Below are 20,794 nucleotides of genomic sequence, written 5' to 3'. Positions count from 1 at the left end.
CACCTGCCGAACTCGCGCCGCAACGCGTCGGGCCGGGGCCTTACTCCACCGGCTCCAGCAGGAACACCGGAATCTCCCGGTCCGTCTTCTCCTGGTAGTCCGCATACGGCGGGTAGGCGGCCACCGCGCGGTCCCACCACTCGGCCCGCTCGTCCCCGGTGAGGATGCGTGCCCGGGTCTCGATCGGCGTCGGGCCGTCCTGGACCATCGCCCACGGATCGGCGACGAGGTTGTGGTACCACTCGGGATGCTTCGGCGCCCCGCCCTTGGAGGCGACGGCGAGGTAGGCGCCGTCGTGCTCGACCCGCATCAGCGGGACCTTGCGGAGCTTGCCGGACTTCACTCCCCGCATCGTCACGATCACCACGGGCATGTCCGTGCCGGGGAGCGTGTTGGCACGGGCGCCGCCGGAGGCCTCGTACTCGGCCACCTGGTTGCGGGAGCGTTCGCTGGGGCTGGGGAGATACTCGAGATCGGTCATGTCCCGTGAACCTCACGACCGGCCCGGATCATTCCCGTCTTGACAGGTCGCTCCACCCAAGGATGTAATCAACCTATCGGTTTACCAACAGGAGGGTTGAACTGATGCGGGACGACGACGAGCAGCTCGACCGGGCCTTCATGGCCCTGGCCGATCCCGCACGCCGTCGTATCGTCGCCCGGCTCAGCCGGGGCCCCGCAACCGTCAACGAGCTCGCCGAGCCGTTCGAGATCACCAAGCAGGCGGTCTCGAAGCACATCCACGTGCTCGAGCAGGCGGGGCTCGTCACGCGCACCCGCGACGCCCAGCGCCGACCGGTGCACCTCGACGCGGCGCGGCTCGAGGACCTGACCGCCTGGATCGACCAGTACCGACTGGTCAAGGAGTCTCAGTTCCGCAACCTCGACGCCGCGCTCCGACACCAGCAGAGCGACCGGGAGAAGAAGAGATGACCGCGACCACAGCCAACGCCCTGACCCTGAACCTTCCCGAGGGACTGCCCTACATCGACTTCGAGCGCGAGTTCGACGCCCCCGTCGCGGAGCTGTTCCGCGCCCACGCCGACCCGGACCTGGTCTCGCAATGGCTGGGCCCGCGCGGGCTGGAGATGACCGTCCACGAGTACGACTTCGTCACCGGCGGCCGGTACCGCTACACCCACACCGACGACGACGGCACCCCCTACCGTTTCCGCGGCAGCTATCACACCGTCCGGGAGAACGAGCTCGTCATCCAGACCTTCGAGTTCGAGGGTGCGCCCGACGTCGTCAGCATCGAGACGTTGACGTTCGTGGACCTCGGGAACGGCCGGAGCAAGCTCGTCGGCCACTCGGTCTACCCGGACGTCGAGACCCGCGACGCCATGGCCGAGTCCGGCATGGAGACCGGCATGACCGAGGGCTACGAGCGCCTCGAAGAGCTGCTGACGACGTCCGCCTGAGCAGCGCCGCCGGAACCGTCCGGCTGGTCAGCGAGGCGTATCTGGTACGAGCACCCCGCCTTCGCCTCAGCGGCTCCGTAGCTGAACGTACCGTTCGGGACTGGTGTGACTGGTGAGGTTCAGGAGGCGGCGCGATCACCGCAACGGCCACGATCGGTAGGTTCAGCTACGTTGACCGGCCCGAAAGACCCTCGGTCAGGGTTGGTGCGACCAGCAGCCCTGTCGGGCGGGCCTCACCAGTTCAGCCGAGCTCGACGAGCAGGACGCCGACGGCGATGAGGACGATGCCGGCGACCATCCGCCTGGTGAGCGGGTCGTCCCAGATGACTCGCGCGAGCAGGGCGACCGCCGCGATGCCGGTCGCGGCCCAGATCCCGTAGGCCACGCCGACCATCATCCCGGCGCGCAGCGAAAGCGCCAGGAGCACGATGGAGGCGAGGTAGCCGGCCACCACCGGGACGAGCCAACGCCGCCTCCGGAACCCGTCGCTCGCCCGCAGGCTTAACGTCGCGGAGATCTCGCACGCGATGGCGGCGAGCAGCCACACCCAGCTCATGTCGTCTCCCCCTCGAGGCGCCGGGCGCCGTGATCCGCGAGCTGGGCACGGTGGGAGCCGCTCTCCACGAGCACCACGCCGACGACGATGAGGGCGATGCCGGCGATCGCCGTCGGGCTGAGGACCTCGTCGAACAGCAGCGTGCCGAGCAGGGCGGTCAGCGCCACACCGGTGGCGCCCCAGATCCCGTACGCGACGCCGATCGGCAGGCGCTCGCGCAGGGTGAGCCCGAGCAGCGTGAACGACGCCAGGTAGCCGGCCACCACGACCGGGATCCAGCCGGGGTCGTCGACGGCGCCGCGCAGTGCCATGGTGCCGGTCACCTCGGTGGCGATCGCCCCGCCGAGGTAGAGCCACTTCCTCATGCTGCCACCTCCGCCTCGTCGATCAGGCGCAGGGCGCGGACCCGCGCGGCGGCCAGGTCGCGATCGTCGGCACGGAACAGCGCCGTCGCCTCGGAGATCCAGGCGCCGTCCGCGGCGAACCGCGCCACGGTCAGCAGCGCCCGAGCCTCGCCGGACAACCCCGCGGCGGCGAACCACGGGGTGAGGTGGCGGTGCCACGCTGCGGACAGCGCCGGCTGGTACAGCGCGTCCGAGAAGACCCAGTAGTCCCCGCGGGACCGCTCGGCGGTCATCGCGACCTTGACGTAGGCGCGGTGACGGTCGAACGCCGAGAGCTCCCCGGGGTCGCCGCCCGCCTCGGCACGTATCTGCTCCGACCACCGCCGGGCGGCGTGGTCCACGAGGCCCAGCATGAGCGCTTCCTTGGTCGGGAAGTGATACATCAGCCCGGGCTTGGTCAGGCCGGCGCGCCGGGCGACCGACTCCAGGGAGACGGTCACGCCCTCGACCGACTCGCGCTCCTCGGCGATGGTCAGCGCGGCGGTGATGATGCGCTCGCGCGTGCTGGTGGCCACGCGGCGAACTTTACCATCCGGAAGGTAAGGTCAGGTCGCCCCTGTCTGCTGACTGACCTCAGCGGAAGCGGCAAGCACAGGACGGCCATCCCCGAACACGGCACGGGCCTCCGTCGGGCAGCGACCCCGGACGGTGGCGGGGGCGATCCGGCTTCTGCTGCACGGATCTCAACTGGACGGACCGGCGCTCTGAGGCGCACCCTGAGTACTCACCCGTGCTTGCAGGGGGTGCGGCGGGACGCAAAGGAGCGGTCCGATGAAGGTCGACGTCATGACGACGGCGTACGAGGCTCGGCCACAGCGAGTGGTCAGCGGCCCCGGAGCCGCTGGACGAGTCCTGCCCGAAGAGCTCGCCCGTCTCGGGGTGAGCCGGGTGATGCTGGTGGCCGCCGAGGCGGAGCTCGAGCTCGCCCGGCGGATCACCATCGGCCTGGACATCGTGGCGACGTTCACCGGAGTCCGACCCCACGTCCCGGTCGAGGTGGCCGAGGCGGCCCGTGCGCTGGCCCGCGACTCCGGCGCCGAGGTGCTCCTCAGTGTCGGCGGCGGATCCACGACCGGCACGGCCAAGGCCGTCGCCCTGACCGAGCGGCTGCCCATCGTCGCGGTCCCGACCACCTACGCCGGCTCGGAAGCGACCGACCTGTGGGGACTGACCGACGAGAACCGCAAGACGAACGGCACCGATCCGGCGGTGCTCCCTCGCACGGTGGTCTACGACCCCGAGCTGACCGCAACGATGCCGTCCCACCTGACCATCAGTTCGGGCCTGAACGCCCTCGCGCACTGCGTGGACTCACTCTGGGCGCCGTCCGCCGGACCGCCCTCCACCGCGTTCGCCGTCGAGGGAATCCGGCTGCTCGGGCAGGGACTGCCCGGCGTTCTCGCCGACAGCACGGACCTCCAGGCCCGCCAGCGCAGCCAAGAAGGCACCTACCTCGCCGCAGCGGCCTTCGCCTCCGCCGGCTCGGGCATGCACCACAAGATCTGCCATGTCCTCGGTGGCGCGTACAACCTGGAGCACGCGGCCATGCACGCCGTCGTCCTGCCCCACGTGCTCGGCTTCAACGGACCGGCCGCGCCCGAGGCGGCGGACCGCGTCGCCATCGCGCTGGACGGCGCCGGCTTCGGGCCCGACGGCGGCACGAACGGACTCTCCGGGAGCGACGAGCCGGAGCAGGCGGCCGCCGCCAATGCGCTCGCGACCCTGCAGGCCCTCTACAACAGCCTCGGACCATCGACGTCGTTGGGTGAGTTGGGCCTGCGGGTCGAGCAGGTCCCCGAGGCGGCCCGGCTGGCGCTGGAGACGATGCCGCCGTCGAACCCGCGCCCTGTGACGGAGGAAGACCTGCGGGCCCTGATCGGGCGCGCGCAGGCCGGCGAGCGCGCCGTCGTCGTGCCGTTGACGCACTGACCCGTTCTTCGGCCGAGCCCGAGGAATGGGCTGCCGCCGGCGGGCACTTCCTCAGGCTCACGGTCGCGAGCGTGCCGCGTTACCTCGAGCCTGGTGCGGACACTGAATAGATATGAGCGCGGATGACGATCGGAAGGTCTGGGCGAGGGTCTGCGCCGGCCTCCTGGTCATGACCTTCGAAACCGTAGCGGTTGCGACAGCGGACACAGCATCGTCGTGCGCGGTCCTGACATCCGGTGCTACGCCCAGCTGGCACGGGAAGTGAGCCGCAACGAGCGCGAACGACTCGAGATCCCGCGCCGGCAGGTGACCAAGGTCCACCGCAGGTCGCCGACCAGCGGGACGCCCTCGCGGTCATCCATAAGGTCGGGAGCTACGTCGACCGGCCCTTACTCGAACGGGCCCGGGCGTGACCTGAGAGGTGGCCGGTGCGGACCGGAGTCAGGCGGTCGACGGCGGCGGACCTGCGGGGCGGTAGTCGAGCAGCAGCACGCGGTCGTCGAGCACTCTGGTGCTCTCGAGGTCGAAGGCGAGGTCCGGCAACCCCGCGAAGAGCGGCTCCAGCCCGGTTTGCGGCAGGACCAACGGGCACACAATCAACCGAAGGCGGTCGAGTGCCTCTGCGCCGAGCAGCTGGTGCACGATCGACAGGCTGCCGAGGATGCGGATCTCGGGTCCGCCGTCCTCCTTGGCCCGACGCAGCATGTCGACGGGGTCGGCGCCCACGACGGTGAGGTTCGGCCACTCGGATGTGCTGAGCGTGCGAGAGAAGAGCCATCCCGAGGTCTTGACCATGCGGTGCCAGTCCTCGTCCTTTGCCTCCTCGGGCAGGTCCGAGAGGATCTCGTACGTCTTGCGGCCGAAGGCGGTGCGGTGCGGCTCGGCGTCCTTCTGCTCGAACCACGCCCCGAGCTCGGGGCCGAAGTAGCCGTAGTAGCCGGGCGACTGCTCTCCACGCACGTGCCCGTCGAGGCTGACGATGAGCTCAGCGACGATGTCCGTCATCACGCCACCTCCTCGAGGAGTCGGGCGATCTGGCCGGCGGCACCGGTCATGCCCTCGATCGCGCCCATCGCCAGGTGCTGATCGAGCTGGTCGGTGCTTCGGAACGTCGTGCGGGTCGTCATCCGGGTGCCACCAGCCATAGGGTCGAGCATCACGACACATGTGAACGTGTCGTCGGGGTCGACGGGCTCGCCCGAGGGATGTGCGAAGCCGTCACGGAAGGTGAGGGCGGTCGGCGCCTCGATGGAGAGCAGCTCCCACCAGCCGTGCGCACGCTGACCCTCGGGTCCGGTCATGTAGTAACGTGCCCGGCCGCCCGGCCTGAAGTCGTAGTGCTGGAACGTGGCGGGCCAGGTCGGCGGCCCCCACCAGCGCTCCAGCTGGCGCGGGTCGGACCAGATCCGCCAGACGCGTTCCACCGGTGCGGCGAGCTCCGCCACGATCGTCAGGCTCAGGTCCTCGGTGTTCTTGACACAGTCGACGACCGGCATCCTCAGCTCCTCTCGTCCTCGGCCAGCAGCTGGTCGACCTGGCCGATCCGTTGGCGCCACACACGCTCGTAGGCGTCGAGCAGCGTCGCCGCCTGCCGGACCGCATGGACGTCGCCGCGCACGTGCTGCTCCCGGCCATGGCGCTCCTTTGTGACCAGGCCGGCGCGCTCGAGGACGGCAACGTGCTTCTGCACGGCAGCGAAGCTCATCGCGTAGCGTCCGGCGAGCGCCGACACGGATTCGTCACGGCTCAGCACCCGCACGACGATGTCGCGCCGTGTGCGATCCGCGAGCGCCCGGAAGATCTGGTCGGCCTTCTGGTCCGACGGGCCATCTACAACCATTTGGTTGTAGATTACCAGCGGCCTGGGCTGTGTCAACGGCCTCGAGGGCAGGACCGTCTCGGCACGCGTCCGTGAGTGCCGGCAGGAGCACTGCCGCCGCGACCTGCTCGTCAGCAGCGTGTTCCGGGAGACGGCAGAAGTCCGGCTGCGCCGGCCAGCGCTTCCGGATTCCTCGAGCGAGGGCTACTCCAAACACCGAAGGCCACTGTTCTGCGAGTAGCCCGCGGCGTTTCGAGTAGCCCTCGCTGCTCGTGATCGCCAAGGACATGCGGCGCAGGTGGTGACCTGCCCGCCGCCGCTCGGGCTCCCGAAAGGACGCTGGGCGTGGCTCCGAGCAGGCCGAGCCCGACGAAGTGGCTGTTTCGAAGGACCACTTCGTCGGGCTCGGCGGCGCCCAGAGGGCTCGGCAGCGCTCAGGGCCCGGTGCGCCTCGGCGGGGTGCTAGGCCCGGTAGGCCGTGCGTGCGTACTCCGCGATCGGTGCGGGCTGGACCGTCGCGCGGATGGGCATCTGGACGTGGTCCTCGACCTGCGCCTTCGACGACGGCGTGTCCTCGCCCCACACCACGGTCACCTCGGTGCCCGGCTCGGAGAGCTCGGGATCGACGACGGCGAGCGAGAGGATCGCGCGCTCGTTCGCCGTGTAGCCGGTCCAGGTGGACAGCCCGATCACCTTTCCGTCGGCCTCCACCCGGTCGAAGTGGAAGGTGTCGTACAGCGACATCGGCAGGTTGATGAACTTCGCGCCCGGGCCGGGGTGGAACATCGAGCCGTAGGCCTTCTCGACGTCGTCACCGTTCCACACCAGCGTGACCTTGCGGCGCGTGTCGGTCTTGCCCTCGGCCTCCATGCGCTCGAGGGCCTCGCGGCCGACGAACTCGTGGTCGAAGGAGACGATGCGCCCGTAGCCGAGCTCGTACGGCGTGACGTAGTAGTCCTCGATGTTCTGCGAGTGGAAGCTCCCGCCGAGCGGCGAGACCGTCTCGTAGGCCTTGTCGTCCAGCCAGCGCCGGTAGTCGGCGAGACGCTCGTCGGTGTACACCGCGGGCAGCGGGCGGGGCAGCCAGCCGGACTCGAGGGCGTTGGTGTGGTAGGCGCGAGCACCCACCTCGACGAGGTCGTGCGCCTTGCCCGCCTCGAGCAGCGCACCGTGGACGGCCTCCTGGTCCTTCCACGGGCCCCACATCTCGAAGCCCGGCTCACCGGCCATGCCGTGTCGCAGCGCCCGGACCTCCTTGCCGGCGATCTTGAGCGTGGTCATGTTGAAGAACTTCAGCTTCGGCGGCTCCTCGCCCGTGGCATCCCGGATGACCTCCAGGGCACCGGGGCCCTGCACCTGGTAGCGGTAGAGCACCGGGTCGCCCGTGCGGACCGCTGAGTTGTCGTCGCGCCAGATGCGCACGTCGTAGTCGCCGGTGACCGCGTGGTAGTGCAGCCAGTTGATCGACGGTGGGATGCCGACGGCGTGGTACTCGTCCTCGGCGAGGTGGAACAGGATGTTGTCACCGATGACGTAGCCGTCGTGGTTCACGGCGACGAACTGCTTGGCCTTGTCGACCGGGAAGTTCGCGACGCTGTTGACCGCGAGGTCGCTGATCAGCCGGAGCGCGTCCGGCCCCTTGATGTTGAGGTCGACCATGTGGTGCGACTGGTCGTAGATCACCGCGGTGCGGCGCCAGGCGAGCTGCTCGTCGCGCCAGTTCGTGAACTCCGGCACCACGCGCGGCACGACGGACGGCGGCGTCTGGGACTCCCAGAGCAGGTTGACCGGGCTTCCGGCTTCCGCGATGGCTTCTTCCAGGTTCCTGGGCATTCGGATTCCTCCTCGAATCGTGGGCGGCCGCGGCCGAGGGTCAGCCGTGGCCGGTCGTCACGTCCCTAGTGTTGACACCGGATGGTTCCCTTGAAAAGCACGTTTATGCGATGAGGCACCTGAGAGAAACTTGTGTGATGTCGGTTCCGTTCACCCTGCGCCAGCTCGAGTACTTCGAGGCGGTCGCCAGCGAGGGCTCGCTCGCGGCCGCATCCGAGCGCTGCCACGTCAGCGCCTCGGCGCTCGCCCTCGCGCTCGACGACCTCGAGCGCCATCTCGCGCTCCAGCTGCTCGTGCGGCGCAAGGGCCGCGGCGTGACCCTGACACCGGCCGGCTCGCGAGTGCTCTCGCTGGCGCGGCAGCTCCTGGCCGGTGCGGAGACGCTGACCGCGGACGCGTGGCAGACGGCGACGAGCCTGACCGGGCGCTTCAGCGTCGGGTGCTTCTCCACCCTGACGCCGTTCTACCTGCCGGCGATCCTCGAGGACTTCGGCCGGCGACACCCCGCCCTGGAGCTCGAGCTGGTCGAGGCAGGAGCGCCCGAGCTGCACGAGCTGCTCCTGCAGGGACGGGTGGACGCGGCCCTGATGTACAGCGTCGACGTCTCCGCGCAGCTGGCGTTCGAGCGGGTGCACACCTACCGGCCGCACGTGCTCGTGCCCGACGGGCACCCGCTGGCCGACCGCGGCGGCATCCAGCTCGGCGAGCTCGTCTCGGAACCGCTGATCGTCCTCGACGTGCACCCGACCCGGCAGAACACCGAGCAGCTCTTCGGCGCGCTCTCGCTCGAGCCGACGATCGGGCACACCACCGGCAGCTTCGAGCTCGTGCGCTGCCTGGTCGGCCGCGGCCTCGGGTATGCGGTCATGTTCCAGCGGCCCGCCACGTCCTGGTCCTACGACGGGCACCAGGTACGCCACCTGGAGATCACCGACCGGGTGCCCTCGACCGTCGTCGGCCTGGCGCGTCCCGTCGGTGCACCGCGCACGGCGCGGTACGGCGCGCTGCTGGACTTTCTCTCGGCGACCGGGACGTCGTCGGCGCCCGTGCACGCAGCGCGGTAGGAGGTCGTCCATCGGTCCGGAAGCGGTTGCCGGTATTCGTGGAGGTCGATCGGTGGCCGGGCGCGCCTCAAGACCCGTTCCCCGTCCCACGGCCACGGTGCCTGATCCACGGGGAGCGTGGTCGGTTAGCATCCGGATGGGCGGCAGAGCAGCGCCCGTACCGATGGGCAGCAGGGCAGCGCCCCGTATCGCGAGGAGCGGCAATGTCGCAGGAGAACGTGCATCGGCTCGACGGCCGGATCTTCGCCGAGGACGGCGCCGACGGCATGGTGCACCGGGCGTTCCTGCGCGCCGAGGGATTCGGCGCCGAGCAGGTGCGCCGCCGCCCGATCATCGGCATCTCGACGAGCTGGAGCGAGCTCAACCCCTGCAACAACGGCTTCCGGGAGCTCGCGGCGTCGATCAAACGTGGCGTCGCGGCGGCCGGCGGGCTCGCCCTCGAGTTCCCGTCGATCTCGATCAACGAGCCCTTCAGCCGCCCGTCGTCGATGTACCTGCGCAACCTCATGGCGATGGATGTCGAAGAGACGATTCTCGCGGCACCCATCGACGGCGTCGTGCTGCTCGGGGCCTGTGACAAGACCGTCCCGGCCGTCCTCATGGGAGCGATCAGCGCCGCGACGCCCGCCGTGCTGGTGACGGGCGGTCCGCGCCCCGTCGCCTGCTGGCAGGGCAGACCGACGACGGTCGACGAGCAGTGGCAGGTCATCGACGAGCGTCGCGTCGGCAACGTCAGCGACGAGGACTGGCTCGCGTTCGAGAGCGTCATCCACGGCGGACCCGGCAGCTGCAACGTGATGGGCACGGCGACGACCATGGCCGCGATCGGCGAGCTCCTCGGCTTCGCGCTGCCCGGTTCGAGCCTGCACCCCGCGGCCGCACCCGAACGCATGGAGGTCGCCGAGGCCTCCGGGCGCCTCGTGGTCGACGTGGTCGCACGCCAGGTGGTGCCCGCGACGCGCGTCACGATGGCAGCCCTCGAGAACGCCGTACGCACCGTCTGCGCCCTGGGCGGCTCGACGAACGCCCTCATCCACCTCGAGGCGATCGCCGGCCGTGCGGGGCTGCGCATCGGGTTCGACCGGCTGCGCGAGTGGTCGCGGACGACCCCGTTCATCACCGACGTCAAACCGAACGGCCGCGCGCTGCTCAGCGAGCTCGAGGAGGCCGGCGGCATCCCCGCGGTCGCCGCGCGGATCCGTCATCTCCTGCACGAGGACGTCCCGACGGCGGACGGCCGCACCTGGGGCGAGGTGCTCGACGATGCGGCGCCCCGCTCGGGTGCGGGTCCGATCGGCGATCCGGCGGCACCACTCACGCCCGACGGCGGTATGGCCCTGATGCGCGGCACGCTCGCGCCCCGCGGCGCGGTCATGAAGATCGCGGGTGCTCCCGGCACCATGCGGCGGCACCGGGGCAAGGCGATCGTGTTCGACGGCGTCCCCGACATGTGGGCCAAGATCGACCGCGAAGATCTCGAGGTCGACGAGTCCACCGTCCTCGTGCTCCGCGGCGTCGGGACGCTCGGCGGACCCGGGATGCCCGAGGTCGGTCACGTCCCGATCCCCGCAAAGCTGTACAACGCCGGAGTCGTCGACATGCTCCGCGTGACCGACGCTCGGATGAGCGGCACGTCAGGCGGCAGCGTCGTACTCCACGTCACGCCGGAGGCCGCCGTCGGCGGCCCGCTCGCCTACGTGCGCGACGGCGACGAGATCGAGCTCGACGTCGCGCAAGGGAGGCTCGACCTCCTCGTCGAGCCCGAGGAGCTGGCACGTCGCGAGCCGGTCGGGGTCCCGACCTCGGCGCCGGCCCGCGGATGGGGCCGGATCTACGCCAAGCACGCGCTCCAACCCGACGAAGGATGCGATTTCGACTTCCTCGTCGCGGAGGGCACAGCGTGAGCACGATCGGGTTCGTCGGCGTCGGCGCGATGGGGCGCCCGATGGTTCAGCGACTGATGGCGACGGGGCACGACGTCCTGGTGTGGGGAAGGACGCCGGCCAAGCTGCGCGAGGTCCTCGATGCGGGAGCACGGCTCGGTGAGTCTCCCGAAGCGGTCGCGGACCAGGCGGATGCCGTGCTCGGCTGCCTGCTCGACGGCGCCGCGATCGAGGAGGTCTATCTCGGTCGGATGCTCGACGCCGCCAAGCCTGGGCAGCTCTTCGCCGAGCACGGCACTTGTTCCCCGCACATCGCCGAGAAGGTCCACGGCGCGTTCTCGGCCAAAGGCGCCCACTTCGTCGACGCACCCGTGAGCGGCGGACCGATGGGCGCCGAGGCCGGCACCCTGGTGTGTGCCGCGGGCGGGGACGCCGCGGGCATCGACCTCCTGCGCCCCCTGGCCGCCGCCTACACGACGAGGATCGCCCATCTCGGTGGCCCCGGCCGTGGCCTCATGCTCAAGCTCGTCAACAACTTCAACGTGTCGATCAACTTCGTCGCGGCCGCCGAGACCGCGTGGCTCATCAAGCGTCTTGGCCTCGACCCGGACGAGTCGATGGAGATCCTGTTCGGGGGCTTCGCCGACAGCGCGTGCCTACGGATGGGTCTGCCCAAGGCGCTCGCGGGCGACGAGGACGCCGCCGGCATGACGCTCGGCGGGCTCGTCGAGGTCCAGCACGCCATCGCCGACCTGCTCGCGTCGGCAGGGCTCGAGTCCGGCATCTTCCCGTACGCACGAGAGGTCTTCGCGAACGCGGCAGAGACGGATTCCGAACGGCACCCGTCCGCGCTCACTCGATGGCTGCCCGGGGCATCCGGCCCTGCCTGACCGAGAACGTCTCGGCAAGACCTACCCCCACCCCCCCGATCGGCGTACAGTCGACCTGGCCAAGCGGCAATGACAGCCGTTTGCGTTCGAAAAATGGGCGCTAAAGCCGGACCTCCGGTGAGGCAGATATCGGAACCCACTGTCCTCCGATCTCTCACCGAGGTATGACATGGCCGATCCCAGCCCCGCGCAGGAACGCGACCTCTACCGCGACCTCGTCGCCGCACGCCGTCTCGACGTCGAGCTCGTCCGCTGGCAACGGCAGGGCATCATCCCCGCATTTCCCCCGTCATTCGGGCAGGAAGCGGCGCAGGTCGGCGCCGGAGCCGCGATCGACCCGACCCGCGACTTCGCCTTCCCGATGTATCGCGAGCTCGGCGTCGCCGTCGCCATGGGCGTCGACATGCTCGGCTACCTGGGCAATCACGACGGGTCATGGAACGGCGGCCGGCACGACCCCGTCGCCTCACGGTTCACGCCGCTCCAGTCGGTCGTCGGCTCGAACGGCCCGCACGCCGTCGGCTGGGCCCTGGGCCAGCGGCTCGACGACCGCGAAGGCGTCGCGGTCGCCTTCATCGGCGACGGCGGGACGAGCCAGGGCGACACGCACGAGGCCATGAACGTCGCGGGCCTCTGGAACCTGCCCGTCGTCTTCTTCGTGACGAACAACCGGTGGGCAATCTCGGTCCCGGAGTCTTCGCAGGTCGCCGGCGGGTCGATCGTCGCGCGCGCGGCCGGGTACGGGTTCCCCGGCGTCGTCGTGGACGGTGACGACGTCCTCGCCGTCCGCGCGGCGACGATCGCGGCCATCGCGCGAGCCCGTCGCGGCGAGGGCCCCACGCTCATCGAGGCACAGACCTACCGCCGCGGCCCGCACGCGACCTCGGACGACCCGAGTCGCTACCGCACGCTCGACGACGAGCGTCGCGACGCCGGCGAGGACCCCCTCGACCGCTATCGCGCCGACGCCCTGGAGCGCGGCGTCATCGACACGGCGTTCGTCCAGGCGGTGGAGGACGAGATGACGACCTGGCTCGAGGGCATCCGCGGCCACCTCGTCTCGCCGGCACCCAGGGACGGGAGCGAGATGTTCGACTTCGTCTACGCGGAGCCGACGAGCGAGCTGCTCGACCAGAAGGCCGAGTGGGCGAAGGGCGCGGCGCTGTGACCGACCTGCACACGCGCGAACCGGACACGGCGAGCAGCGTCGTCGAGTCCCTGTCGGTGCAGCAGGCGCTCAATAGCGCCCTCGCGGACGAGCTGGCGGCAGACGACCGAGTGCTCGTCCTCGGCGAGGACGTCGGCGTCCTCGGCGGTGTCTTCCGCGTCACCGAAGGACTGCAGAAGCGGTTCGGCGCCGCTCGGGTGTTCGACACGCCGCTCGCCGAGTCAGCGATCCTCGGCACCTCGGTCGGGCTCGCGATGGCCGGGTTCAAGCCGGTCCCGGAAGTCCAGTTCGACGGCTTCTCCTACCCGGCGTTCGACCAGATCGTGAGCCAGGTGGCGCGGTACCGGAACCGCAGCCGGGGCCGCATCTCGATGCCGATCACCCTGCGTGTGCCGTCCTACGGCGGCATCAAGGCACCGGAGCTGCACGGGGAATCGACCGAGACCTTCTGGTCTCACGTGGCCGGACTCAAGGTCGTCTCGCCGTCGAACGCGCACGACGCGTATCACCTGCTCCGCGCAGCGATCCAGGACCCCGACCCGGTCATCTTCATGGAGCCGAAGTCCCGTTACTGGCAGACGTCGGCGGTCGACGTCGGCGCCACCGCGGGTGCGACGGGAGCGCGCGTCGTGCGGCCCGGGAAGCACGTGACGATCCTGTCGTGGGGGGCCATGGTCGGCCGGAGCCTCCAGGCGGCCCATGCCGCCGAGGAGGACGGGGTGCAGATCGAGGTGGTCGACCTGAGATGGCTCTCGCCGATCGACACGGCCACGATCGTCGAATCGGTCGCGCGCACCCGCCGAGCCGTCGTGGTGCATGAGGCGCCGCGGTCCGTGGGCGTGGGTGCCGAGGTCGCGGCGCGGATCAACGAACGGTGCTTCGACGCGCTCAAGGCACCCGTCGCACGCGTGACCGGGTATGACGTCCCCACCCCGGCCGGCCGGCTGGAGGACGAGTACATCCCCTCCGTCGATCGCATCCTGCTCGGGGTCCAGAGTGTCTTGGAGTATCGCCGTGGCTGAGAGCACCTTTCCGCTTCCCGACCTCGGCGAAGGGCTCGAGGATGCGACCATCCTGGAGTGGCACGTCGCCGTCGGCGACACCGTCGCGCGAAACGACGTGCTCGTCGAGGTCGAGACGACGAAGTCGGCGGTCGAGCTGCCCTCGCCGGAGGCCGGCAGAGTCGCGCGCCTCGGGGCCGAGGAGGGCGCCGTCGTGCGAGTCGGCGACCCGCTCATCACGTTCGAGGTCGCGGGCGCCGGCATCGTCGGCACGGTCCCGACCGAGTCGGAAGCGCCCCGGCGACGCGTCCACCTGAGCCCCCCAGACGACGACTGATGCCCGCCGTCTTCCGCGGAGGTGTCCCGATCACGTGGCACGAGGTCGGCCCGACCGGCGGCCGCCCGGTGCTGGTGATCCACGGCTTCGGGTCGAACAGCAAGCAGAACTGGCTCGACACCGGGTGGGAGGCACCGCTCGCCGACGCCGGTATCCGGGCGGTGCTCATGGACCTGCGCGGTCACGGAGACAGCGGGAGACCGGTCGGCCCGCAGCACTATGCGTTGCGGACACTCGTGGGCGACCTCGTCGCCGTGCTCGACGCGTCGGACCTCGACTCGGTCGGCGTCCTCGGGTACTCGTTCGGCTCGCGCCTGGGCTGGGAGCTCGCCCTCGCGCATCCGGAGCGGGTCGACCGCCTCGTGCTCGGCGGCTTCTCGAGGAGCGACCCCCTCGAGTCGTTCGATCGCGCCGCCGCCCACGCCCACCTCGAGGACGGCACCGAGATCGACGACACCCGGACGGCTGCGCTCATGGGAATCGCCGAGCTCGTGCCCGGGAACGACGTTCCGCGCCTGCTCGATCTCGTCACGGCCCTCCAGTCCGCTCGCCCGGCCGACGGCCCGGGCCACCCCCCGGACGTGCCGATCTGTTTCGTGACCGGTGAGCGCGACGAGCTGGGTGACGGCGTTCCCGAGCTCGCGGTCGAGATCGGCGCCGAGTTCGTCCCCATCAAGGCGCGCACGCACGTCAACGCTGTCTCCGCCCGGGGCTTCAAGAGGGCGGCCGTCGCGCGTCTCGGCCAGTGCGCCAGCAGAATTGTCGATTCGCGAACAGTTCCTGGTTGGCCCGCGAACACTCGGCTCGGCGCCGAGCCGCCGAGCAATCCCCGCGTGACATGCTGCACGCCCTGCCCGACCGCGATCGCTGAGGATGACGTATGAGTGCACCCGGCCTGCGCAAGGACGCCGTGCCTTTCGAGAACGTCGTCGTGTGGATCGCGGCGGTGTTCGGGATCATCTCGGCGGTCGGTGTCGTCGTCACCATGCTCGCGATCGCCACCCAGGTGCTCGTTCGATGGATCACGGACTATTCGATCCCGGGTCTGGTCGAGCTTTCCCAGTCCTGCCTCGTCGTGTCGATTTTCTGCGGTCTGGGGTGGGCCGGGATCCGCGGCGAGCACGTCTCGGTGCGACTGCTCACCGACCGCCTGTCACATCGGGTGAATCACGTCATCGACGTCATCGTCTGGACGGGCGGATCGATCTTCATGGCCTGGCTCACCGCCGCGGCCGTCCTGCGCGCGATCGAGTCGACGGCGGACGGCGAGGCCGGGCCCAGCGTGACGCTCGTCTGGTACCTCTGGCCGTGGCGTTGGGTGATGGCGGTCGGCCTCGCCGTGCTCACGCTCGTTGCGCTCACGAACCTCGTCCGCGCGTTCCTCGGCCGGATGCCGTACGACTCCGCCTCACCGGTCGAGCACGCGCCAGAGGAGATCGCGCGATGACGGTCGGAATGGTCGTCGCCGTCACGATCCTGCTGCTGTTCGCCCTCCTGGCGATCCGCTTCCCGATCGCCCTTGCGCTCGGGCTCTCGGGCGCCATCGGGCTCATCCTCCTGCGGGGGACCGACTACGCGACCGCCACGATCGTCGGGCCGACCTTCTCGAATGCGTTCAACTTCACCTTCACGATCATCCCGATGTTCATCCTGATGGGGTTGTTCGCCGTCCGGGCGAGGGTCGCGGAGTACGTCTTCCAGATCACCGCCTACGTGACGCGGAGGGCTCCGGGCGGCCTCGGCGTCGCCACCGTCCTGGCCTGTGCGGGATTTGCCGCGGTGTCGGGCTCGAGCATCGGCACGGCCGCGACCATGGCTCAGCTGTCGGTCGGCGAGATGCGCAAGCACGGCTTCCCGGCGAGCCTCGCGTCGGCTCTCGTGGCCATCTCGGGCACGCTCGGTGTGATGATCCCCCCGAGCACCTTCCTGGTGCTCTACGCGATCATGACCGAGACGTCCGTCGCGCAGATCCTTGCCGCAGGCATCCTCCCAGGCGTCCTCTCCGCGCTCGCATACATCACGTACATCATGACCATCGGTCAGCGGAAGATCGGCAAGTCGACCGACAAGGACGACATCGAGGCCAGTCTCGCCGCCGCGACGGCGGAAGCTCGGGCGAAGCAGCGGGCAGCCGGCACCGGGGATGTCATCGAGAGCGGGCCGGGCCGCGTTCCCGAGGGCTCCGGCGGCTCCGAGCCGTCGCTGTCCGCCGAACCGGTCACCACGTGGCGGCAGCTGCCCTGGCGTGGCCTCGGCTACATCGTCATCCTTTTCGGCATCGTGCTCGGCGGCATGTACTCCGGGGTGTTCACCCCCACGGAGTCGGCCGCGGTCGGCGCCCTTGCCGCTGTGGTGATTCTGCTGTTCGAGCGCCGAAAGCTCGGCATCAAGGGGCTCTTCCTGCAAGTGCGCGGGGCGCTGCTGGACACCGGCGCGACGACCGCGATGGTGTTCTTCATCGTGTTCGGCTCGGTCATCCTGTCGCAGTTCTTCGTCGCTGCGCGCGTGCCGCAGATGGTTCGGGACGGCATGCTCGGTCTGGGTATTCCGCCGACCGTCGCCCTCGGACTCCTGCTGCTGTGCATCATCCCGCTCGGCATGTTCCTCGAATCGCTGTCCATCCTCGTCATCACCGTGCCGATCCTCGCGCCGATCGCGGTCGAGTTCGCCGGTGACCTGCTGCCCGGCCAGGAGGGCATGGTCACGGTGTGGCTCGGCATCATCGTCGTGAAGCTCATCGAGATCGGCATGGTGACGCCGCCCGTGGGGATCCTCGGCTTCGTCGTCGCGGGCGTGGCCAAGGTGCGCATCGAGACCGTGTTCAAGGGCGTGCTGCCGCTGTTCCTCGTCGACATGGTCGTGCTCATCCTGCTCTTCCTCGTCCCCGACATCTCGCTCTTCCTCCCCTCCCTCGTGGCGCGGTAGTGAACGATGTGTGATCAACCCTCGACGTCCCTGCGCACAGTCGCCGGGATCCAGCCGAGGCCGAGCGGCCCTCCCGGGCCGCCTCGGCGGCGGAGCACTCGGTGGACTGCACCCGCGGCCCACTCCCAAGCGCACTGATTGGAGAACGATGGTGTTTTCTCTCACACACAAGAGCCGTAGGGTCGCCTGCGTCATGGCCGTCGGCATGGCCACCGCGCTGGTCGGCTGTTCCGGCGTGGTCGACCAAGGCGGTGGCGGTGGCGGTGAAGGCGACGAGCAGACCTGGGAGATCACCCAGGTCACCGTGACCGACAAGAACTCCGTCATGCATCCATGGGAGGAGTGGTATCTCAACGAGGTCGAGAAGCGGACCGACGGTCAGATCACGTTCGTTCGCACCGAACCGAACGAGCTGTGCGGGATCCTCGACGCGGGCGAATGTCTCTTCGACGGACGCGCGCAGTTCCTGACGCAGGTGCCGAACTACCAACCCTCCGCGTTCGCGTCCATGTCGATGCCCGAGATCGTGTTCGGCAGCGATAACCTCGCAGCCGTCTCGAGCGCGGTGTACGACGTCAACAAGGAGAACCCGGACGCCTTGGCCTATCTCGAGGAGCAGGGCCTCCACCACGTGAGCACGTTGCCGGTCGGTCGCATAGTGGTCGGCACGAACCAGCCGGCCGACTCGATCGAGGACCTTCGCGGTGAAGCGGTGCGCACCTCGGGTGTGATCGTGACGCACGACTTCGAGGCGATCGGCGCATCGATCGTGAACGTCGGCGCGCAGGAGGCCTACCAAGCGGTCCAGAGCGGACTCGCCACGTCGCTCGCGGGCGCCATGGACTTCCCCGTCGTGTTCAAGATCGGCGAGCTCCTGCCGCACTGGTCGGACCCGGGTCTCGGCAACTACTCGGAGTTCTCCATGTTCTGGGACCTCGAGACCTGGAACGAGTTCCCCGAGGACCTCAAGACCACGCTCACCGAGATCGAGGAGGAGCTGAACGCGGGCATCGGGGCCGATCTGCTCTACGACGCGGCCTTCGCGCAGTGCGAGATGCTCGCGGACATGGAGAACGTCGAGTCCTTCACGAAGTGGCCCGAGGAGTCGACGCAGGAGTGGTACGACCGCGTCGGCGAGACGAACGATGAGACGTGGATCGGGCTCGCCACGGACTACGGCCTGAACAACGCTGGGGGCGTCCTCGAGGACTTCCGATCGGCGGTCGAGCAGTACGAGGAGGAGTACGACTACAGCGACGCCGTCCTCGACTGCATCAACGGCGGCTTCGAGGAAGCACGTTCCTCCCAGTAGTCAGCCAGCACGTCAGTCAGCCAGCACGTCAAGGGCCGCGCTCGGTCGTCGAGCGCGGCCCTTGGCGTCGCCGAGCACGGCCTCTGGCGTCGTCGCTCAGGGCTCGACGTCGTAGTGCAGGACCACCGCTCCCCCGGTCGCATAGTTCGGCACGTCGGCGCCGACCGCCTGGCCCTCGGGCGAGGCCATCGAAGCGGCGTAGGTCGCCTCGTCTGGGAAGTCGGCTTCGAAGATCGCGAAGTAAGGACTCTCCTGGTCGCCAGCACTCACCGACAGGGTGAATCGGTGGTCCAGCATGCCCGGGAGCTTCCGAGCCAGTGGCAGGTGCACGTTGCGGTAGTACTCCTCGAACGCGGCTGGGTCAGTGGGGGTCGGGTAGAGGACAAGAACCTTGTGCACGTCGATCTCCTGCGTCGTCGTCGGGCAGTCCCGGCCATTGTCGATGCGGCTGAAGCATCCCGTCGCCCGTACACGCTCACTGACCGCGCACGCACAAGGAACCGTGCGCGCCACGACAAGCCCGCCGGTGACCTATCCTGACAGCCCGCCTCAGGGAAGAGCCGGGCGCCGGGCGACGACGAGGTCCGCGAAGACGATCGGAGGGGCACGTGGCTCGAACGGTCGACGACCTGGTAACGACCCAGGTCCAGGAGGCGACCGCCTCCTCGCTGCACGAGTGGCGCGCCATCGCGGGGAATCGTTTCGTACCCCTCCAGGTCACCGCCGACGACGCCTTCCGAGGCGCGATCCGCTGGTGCTACATAGACGACACCTGCCTCACCGAGATCACGGCCGGCCCGCACACCGTCCGGCGCACGCCCGCCCTGATCTCCGAGGAGGACCCGAGGCACTACAAGCTCAGCCTGCAGCTCGAGGGCTGCGCCACCGTGACCCAGGACGGGCGCGAGGCTGTGCTCGAGCCCGGCGACATCGCCATCTACGACACCTCCCGCCCGTACACCCTCCAGTTCCCGGACGACATCCGATGCCTCGTCATGGCTTTCCCCCAGGACGGCTTCGAGGTGCCGCCCCAGCTCATCCGCCGGATCACCGCCGTCCGGCTGGCCGGCGACCACGGGATCGGGCCGGTCATCTCCCCGTTCATGAAGCACCTCGCGGAGAACCTGGACCGGCTCGCCGGCGTGGCCGGCGCGCGGATCCTGCGCAGCTCCTTCGACCTGCTCACCGCGCTCGTCTACACCCAGCTCTCGGAGGACGACGTGGGCGGCGTCTACGGACGTGGGGCGGAGATCCACACGATCAAGCTCTACATCGACGAGCACCTGCACGACCCCGGCCTGAGCGCGACGAGGATCGCGCGCGCCCACTTCATCTCCGTGCGCTACATGCAGTACATGTTCCAGGAGGAGGGCCAGACCGTCTCCGGATACATTCGCGCGCGCAGGTTGGAGCACTGCCAGCTCGACCTGAGCGACCCCGCGCAGGCGTCCCTGTCGGTCCTGCAGATCGCGCAGCGGTGGGGGTTCCCGGACGCCAGCCACTTCTCCAAGGTCTTCAAGGCCGAGTTCGGCATGGCCCCGCGCCACTTCCGGACCACGCGGCTCTCCGCATAGCCAAACGTCACGCAGCCCCGCGCACACAACGGCGGCAACGCACCGACAACCGCCTCGTCGACGGCCGGTACCGCCGCGCCCGCCGACCGTGCACCGACGCGGCACGGGCGTGCGCGCCCGGACAAGACCGCACGGCCGCGGCGCCGACACACTGATCGTGGGCTGGCGTCGACGCCGCCCGCGCCCGTGGCACCGCCGCGGACGCCGTCCGCACCCGTGGCACCGCCACGGATGCCGTCCGTCGAAGGGGAACGAGCGTGGTGGTCCATGACGAGCTGTACGAGATCGGGATCAGGCAGCGCCGGCACATGTTCGGGCCGGCCGGCGCCGAGGACCAGGTGGAGCACACGAGCGATCTGAACGACAAGCTGCAGGACTTTGTCACCCGCACGTGCTTCGGCGACATCTGGCAGCGGGCCGGGCTGTCGATCACGGACCGCAGCAAGGTGACCTTCGCGATGCTCGTCGCCGCGGGCCACACGCACGAGATGCGAGTGCACGTCCGCGGTGCGCTCGAGAACGGCGTCTCGCCGGTCGAGCTCCGCGAGATCGCGCTGCACTCGGTGCTCTACTGCGGCATCCCCGCCGCGAACGAGGGGCTGCGTGCCCTCGACGAGGTCTTCGCCGAGAAGAACGTCGGCCCCCTCCTTGACGGCGAGGCGGCACGATGACCCGACG

24 protein-coding genes are annotated in these 20,794 nt (G+C 69.7%); 15 read left to right on the top strand and 9 right to left on the bottom strand.

The annotated features are described in order from the left end of the window. Positions 1-40 precede the first annotated feature (40 nt). The gene (locus ABD907_RS17790) at positions 41-481 is read right to left on the bottom strand and encodes a nitroreductase family deazaflavin-dependent oxidoreductase (RefSeq protein WP_345218002.1); all 441 of its coding nucleotides are present in this window, start codon (positions 479-481) and stop codon (positions 41-43) included. 104 nt (positions 482-585) lie between these two features. Between ABD907_RS17790 and ABD907_RS17785 the strand changes: the two genes are divergently transcribed. Together ABD907_RS17785 and ABD907_RS17780 are read left to right on the top strand one after the other, a co-directional pair. Then, entirely contained in the window at positions 586-933 is a 348-nt protein-coding gene (locus tag ABD907_RS17785) for an ArsR/SmtB family transcription factor (RefSeq protein ID WP_345218001.1), read from the top strand. Further along, on the top strand, positions 930-1,421 hold the full coding sequence (locus ABD907_RS17780) for an SRPBCC family protein (protein WP_345217999.1): 492 nt from the start codon (positions 930-932) through the stop codon (positions 1,419-1,421). Before ABD907_RS17785 ends, ABD907_RS17780 begins: the two co-directional genes overlap by 4 nt. A gap of 241 nt (positions 1,422-1,662) precedes the next feature. On the opposite strand, the gene ABD907_RS17775 is transcribed toward ABD907_RS17780, so the two are convergent. The 3 genes from ABD907_RS17775 to ABD907_RS17765 are packed head-to-tail and all read right to left on the bottom strand — an operon-like array spanning position 1,663 to position 2,896. Next, on the bottom strand, positions 1,663-1,977 hold the full coding sequence (locus tag ABD907_RS17775) for a DMT family transporter (RefSeq protein ID WP_345217998.1): 315 nt from the start codon (positions 1,975-1,977) through the stop codon (positions 1,663-1,665). Beyond that, the gene (locus ABD907_RS17770; RefSeq protein ID WP_345217996.1) at positions 1,974-2,342 is read right to left on the bottom strand and encodes a DMT family transporter; all 369 of its coding nucleotides are present in this window, start codon (positions 2,340-2,342) and stop codon (positions 1,974-1,976) included. Before ABD907_RS17770 ends, ABD907_RS17775 begins: the two co-directional genes overlap by 4 nt. Beyond that, on the bottom strand, positions 2,339-2,896 hold the full coding sequence (locus tag ABD907_RS17765) for a TetR/AcrR family transcriptional regulator (RefSeq protein WP_345217995.1): 558 nt from the start codon (positions 2,894-2,896) through the stop codon (positions 2,339-2,341). The genes ABD907_RS17770 and ABD907_RS17765 overlap by 4 nt, the downstream gene beginning before the upstream one ends. A gap of 256 nt (positions 2,897-3,152) precedes the next feature. Here ABD907_RS17765 and ABD907_RS17760 point away from each other — a divergent pair, with 256 nt between their 5' ends. Continuing rightward, complete coding sequence (locus ABD907_RS17760) at positions 3,153-4,310, top strand: maleylacetate reductase (protein ID WP_345217993.1); 1,158 nt, start codon at positions 3,153-3,155, stop codon at positions 4,308-4,310. A gap of 441 nt (positions 4,311-4,751) precedes the next feature. On the opposite strand, the gene ABD907_RS17755 is transcribed toward ABD907_RS17760, so the two are convergent. From ABD907_RS17755 to ABD907_RS17740, 4 genes are all read right to left on the bottom strand, one after another. After that, positions 4,752-5,315: a dihydrofolate reductase family protein gene (locus tag ABD907_RS17755; RefSeq protein ID WP_345217991.1), complete on the bottom strand. Its 564-nt coding sequence runs from the start codon at positions 5,313-5,315 to the stop codon at positions 4,752-4,754. Further along, a complete protein-coding gene (locus ABD907_RS17750; protein ID WP_345217990.1) occupies positions 5,315-5,806 on the bottom strand; it encodes an SRPBCC family protein in 492 nt (163 codons plus the stop codon). The genes ABD907_RS17755 and ABD907_RS17750 overlap by 1 nt, the downstream gene beginning before the upstream one ends. Before the next feature lie 2 nt (positions 5,807-5,808). Then, positions 5,809-6,150, bottom strand: a complete 342-nt coding sequence (locus ABD907_RS17745) for an ArsR/SmtB family transcription factor (RefSeq protein ID WP_345218906.1) — start codon at positions 6,148-6,150, stop codon at positions 5,809-5,811. Between the two features lie 441 nt (positions 6,151-6,591). Beyond that, positions 6,592-7,962 carry an aminomethyl transferase family protein gene (locus ABD907_RS17740; protein WP_345217988.1) on the bottom strand — a complete coding sequence of 457 codons (1,371 nt, stop codon included), beginning with the start codon at positions 7,960-7,962 and terminating at the stop codon, positions 6,592-6,594. Between the two features lie 137 nt (positions 7,963-8,099). Between ABD907_RS17740 and ABD907_RS17735 the strand changes: the two genes are divergently transcribed. The 10 genes from ABD907_RS17735 (at position 8,100) to ABD907_RS17690 (ending at position 18,542) form a co-directional block, all read left to right on the top strand. Beyond that, positions 8,100-9,026 carry a LysR family transcriptional regulator gene (locus ABD907_RS17735; protein ID WP_345217987.1) on the top strand — a complete coding sequence of 309 codons (927 nt, stop codon included), beginning with the start codon at positions 8,100-8,102 and terminating at the stop codon, positions 9,024-9,026. 203 nt (positions 9,027-9,229) lie between these two features. Beyond that, positions 9,230-10,930: a dihydroxy-acid dehydratase gene (locus ABD907_RS17730; RefSeq protein ID WP_345217985.1), complete on the top strand. Its 1,701-nt coding sequence runs from the start codon at positions 9,230-9,232 to the stop codon at positions 10,928-10,930. Continuing rightward, complete coding sequence (locus ABD907_RS17725) at positions 10,927-11,799, top strand: NAD(P)-dependent oxidoreductase (RefSeq protein WP_345217983.1); 873 nt, start codon at positions 10,927-10,929, stop codon at positions 11,797-11,799. Before ABD907_RS17730 ends, ABD907_RS17725 begins: the two co-directional genes overlap by 4 nt. A 169-nt stretch (positions 11,800-11,968) precedes the next feature. Further along, the gene (locus tag ABD907_RS17720; protein ID WP_345217981.1) at positions 11,969-12,967 is read left to right on the top strand and encodes a thiamine pyrophosphate-dependent enzyme; all 999 of its coding nucleotides are present in this window, start codon (positions 11,969-11,971) and stop codon (positions 12,965-12,967) included. Continuing rightward, the gene (locus ABD907_RS17715) at positions 12,964-13,989 is read left to right on the top strand and encodes an alpha-ketoacid dehydrogenase subunit beta (protein ID WP_345217979.1); all 1,026 of its coding nucleotides are present in this window, start codon (positions 12,964-12,966) and stop codon (positions 13,987-13,989) included. Before ABD907_RS17720 ends, ABD907_RS17715 begins: the two co-directional genes overlap by 4 nt. After that, positions 13,976-14,305, top strand: a complete 330-nt coding sequence (locus tag ABD907_RS17710) for a biotin/lipoyl-containing protein (RefSeq protein ID WP_486334131.1) — start codon at positions 13,976-13,978, stop codon at positions 14,303-14,305. The genes ABD907_RS17715 and ABD907_RS17710 overlap by 14 nt, the downstream gene beginning before the upstream one ends. Continuing rightward, entirely contained in the window at positions 14,305-15,189 is an 885-nt protein-coding gene (locus tag ABD907_RS17705) for an alpha/beta fold hydrolase (protein WP_345217976.1), read from the top strand. The genes ABD907_RS17710 and ABD907_RS17705 overlap by 1 nt, the downstream gene beginning before the upstream one ends. Further along, entirely contained in the window at positions 15,186-15,752 is a 567-nt protein-coding gene (locus ABD907_RS17700; RefSeq protein WP_345217974.1) for a TRAP transporter small permease, read from the top strand. Before ABD907_RS17705 ends, ABD907_RS17700 begins: the two co-directional genes overlap by 4 nt. Continuing rightward, positions 15,749-17,230, top strand: a complete 1,482-nt coding sequence (locus tag ABD907_RS17695; protein ID WP_345217972.1) for a TRAP transporter large permease — start codon at positions 15,749-15,751, stop codon at positions 17,228-17,230. The genes ABD907_RS17700 and ABD907_RS17695 overlap by 4 nt, the downstream gene beginning before the upstream one ends. 193 nt (positions 17,231-17,423) lie before the next feature. Then, complete coding sequence (locus ABD907_RS17690) at positions 17,424-18,542, top strand: type 2 periplasmic-binding domain-containing protein (RefSeq protein ID WP_345217970.1); 1,119 nt, start codon at positions 17,424-17,426, stop codon at positions 18,540-18,542. 96 nt (positions 18,543-18,638) lie between these two features. Here ABD907_RS17690 and ABD907_RS17685 read toward each other — a convergent pair whose 3' ends face one another. Next, the gene (locus ABD907_RS17685; RefSeq protein WP_345217968.1) at positions 18,639-18,941 is read right to left on the bottom strand and encodes an EthD family reductase; all 303 of its coding nucleotides are present in this window, start codon (positions 18,939-18,941) and stop codon (positions 18,639-18,641) included. Positions 18,942-19,150: 209 nt separating this feature from the next. Here ABD907_RS17685 and ABD907_RS17680 point away from each other — a divergent pair, with 209 nt between their 5' ends. Next, on the top strand, positions 19,151-20,116 hold the full coding sequence (locus ABD907_RS17680) for an AraC-like ligand-binding domain-containing protein (protein ID WP_345217967.1): 966 nt from the start codon (positions 19,151-19,153) through the stop codon (positions 20,114-20,116). A 257-nt stretch (positions 20,117-20,373) separates the two neighbouring features. Continuing rightward, a complete protein-coding gene (locus tag ABD907_RS17675; protein ID WP_345217965.1) occupies positions 20,374-20,787 on the top strand; it encodes a carboxymuconolactone decarboxylase family protein in 414 nt (137 codons plus the stop codon). Positions 20,788-20,794 lie beyond the last annotated feature (7 nt).

This window comes from Georgenia halophila, assembly GCF_039541595.1.
This window is presented reverse-complemented; position numbering and strand designations above follow the sequence as displayed.

Bases quoted from the DNA above. Each gene is read 5' to 3' on its own strand.
- ABD907_RS17790 (WP_345218002.1), bottom strand. From the start codon at position 481: ATGACCGATCTCGAGTATCTCCCCAGCCCCAGCGAACGCTCCCGCAAC.
- ABD907_RS17785 (WP_345218001.1), top strand. From the start codon at position 586: ATGCGGGACGACGACGAGCAGCTCGACCGGGCCTTCATGGCCCTGGCC.
- ABD907_RS17780 (WP_345217999.1), top strand. From the start codon at position 930: ATGACCGCGACCACAGCCAACGCCCTGACCCTGAACCTTCCCGAGGGA.
- ABD907_RS17775 (WP_345217998.1), bottom strand. From the start codon at position 1,977: ATGAGCTGGGTGTGGCTGCTCGCCGCCATCGCGTGCGAGATCTCCGCG.
- ABD907_RS17770 (WP_345217996.1), bottom strand. From the start codon at position 2,342: ATGAGGAAGTGGCTCTACCTCGGCGGGGCGATCGCCACCGAGGTGACC.
- ABD907_RS17760 (WP_345217993.1), top strand. From the start codon at position 3,153: ATGAAGGTCGACGTCATGACGACGGCGTACGAGGCTCGGCCACAGCGA.
- ABD907_RS17755 (WP_345217991.1), bottom strand. From the start codon at position 5,315: ATGACGGACATCGTCGCTGAGCTCATCGTCAGCCTCGACGGGCACGTG.
- ABD907_RS17750 (WP_345217990.1), bottom strand. From the start codon at position 5,806: ATGCCGGTCGTCGACTGTGTCAAGAACACCGAGGACCTGAGCCTGACG.
- ABD907_RS17745 (WP_345218906.1), bottom strand. From the start codon at position 6,150: ATGGTTGTAGATGGCCCGTCGGACCAGAAGGCCGACCAGATCTTCCGG.
- ABD907_RS17740 (WP_345217988.1), bottom strand. From the start codon at position 7,962: ATGCCCAGGAACCTGGAAGAAGCCATCGCGGAAGCCGGAAGCCCGGTC.
- ABD907_RS17735 (WP_345217987.1), top strand. From the start codon at position 8,100: ATGTCGGTTCCGTTCACCCTGCGCCAGCTCGAGTACTTCGAGGCGGTC.
- ABD907_RS17730 (WP_345217985.1), top strand. From the start codon at position 9,230: ATGTCGCAGGAGAACGTGCATCGGCTCGACGGCCGGATCTTCGCCGAG.
- ABD907_RS17720 (WP_345217981.1), top strand. From the start codon at position 11,969: ATGGCCGATCCCAGCCCCGCGCAGGAACGCGACCTCTACCGCGACCTC.
- ABD907_RS17705 (WP_345217976.1), top strand. From the start codon at position 14,305: ATGCCCGCCGTCTTCCGCGGAGGTGTCCCGATCACGTGGCACGAGGTC.
- ABD907_RS17700 (WP_345217974.1), top strand. From the start codon at position 15,186: ATGAGTGCACCCGGCCTGCGCAAGGACGCCGTGCCTTTCGAGAACGTC.
- ABD907_RS17695 (WP_345217972.1), top strand. From the start codon at position 15,749: ATGACGGTCGGAATGGTCGTCGCCGTCACGATCCTGCTGCTGTTCGCC.
- ABD907_RS17690 (WP_345217970.1), top strand. From the start codon at position 17,424: ATGGCCGTCGGCATGGCCACCGCGCTGGTCGGCTGTTCCGGCGTGGTC.